Annotated in this window: 1 protein-coding gene; it reads left to right on the plus strand. The window is 42.1% G+C overall.

The features are described from left to right. Positions 1–153: 153 nt before the first annotated feature. A partial coding sequence (locus REG_RS10195; protein WP_006705569.1) for a leucine-rich repeat domain-containing protein occupies positions 154–711 on the plus strand: 558 nt, incomplete at its 3' end.

The following is a 711-nucleotide window of genomic DNA, read 5'->3' on the forward strand; positions in this document are numbered from 1 at the left end:
GTCTCACTGTTTCAGGAAGAAATCGTGCCTCTGATTTTTTGACCACTGAGCAGAAATGGATTGACAGGGAATTCGGGTAGCGTTAGAGGTATCGCAGTAATGCATCATATCGAGGTTGTCTGTGTAACAGTTGAAATTAAATGTTAAGAAAACATGTTAAAAAAGCTACAACCTGCCCATTCATCTGATCGTTCATTAATGATTAAGTACAGAGTACAAGGAATAGCTGAAATGGAAAATTCACAAAGGTTACCGTCATCAAGCTCAGATAAAGAAGCCCTTTACGCTGAATGGGAGCAGTGGAAAAGAAATGAGCCTCCCGGTGAAAAGCGTGCAGAGGCAGTTTCCAGAATGAGGGAGTGCTATGAAAAAAACGCGAAAAATCTCGATCTATCGTCTATGGCTCTTTCACAGTTGCCGACATTGCCTGATTGTGTTGAGGAACTGGTTGTTAACGACAATCAATTGACCGAGTTGCCGGCGCTACCTAGTTCGTTGAAGAAACTGTCTGTCAATGACAATCAACTGACTCAGTTACCAGCACTGCCCAGTTCACTGGAAGGACTGTTTGCCAATGATAATCAACTAACCCAGTTACCAACGCTGCCCAATTTTCTGAAAATGCTGTTTGCTACTGACAATCAATTGGCTGCATTACCGGATATATTGCCTAATTCTCTAAAATCTCTGGATGTCAGTAACAATCGTTTG

It is taken from the genome of Candidatus Regiella insecticola LSR1 (assembly GCF_000143625.1).
Classification (GTDB): domain Bacteria; phylum Pseudomonadota; class Gammaproteobacteria; order Enterobacterales; family Enterobacteriaceae; genus Regiella; species Regiella insecticola.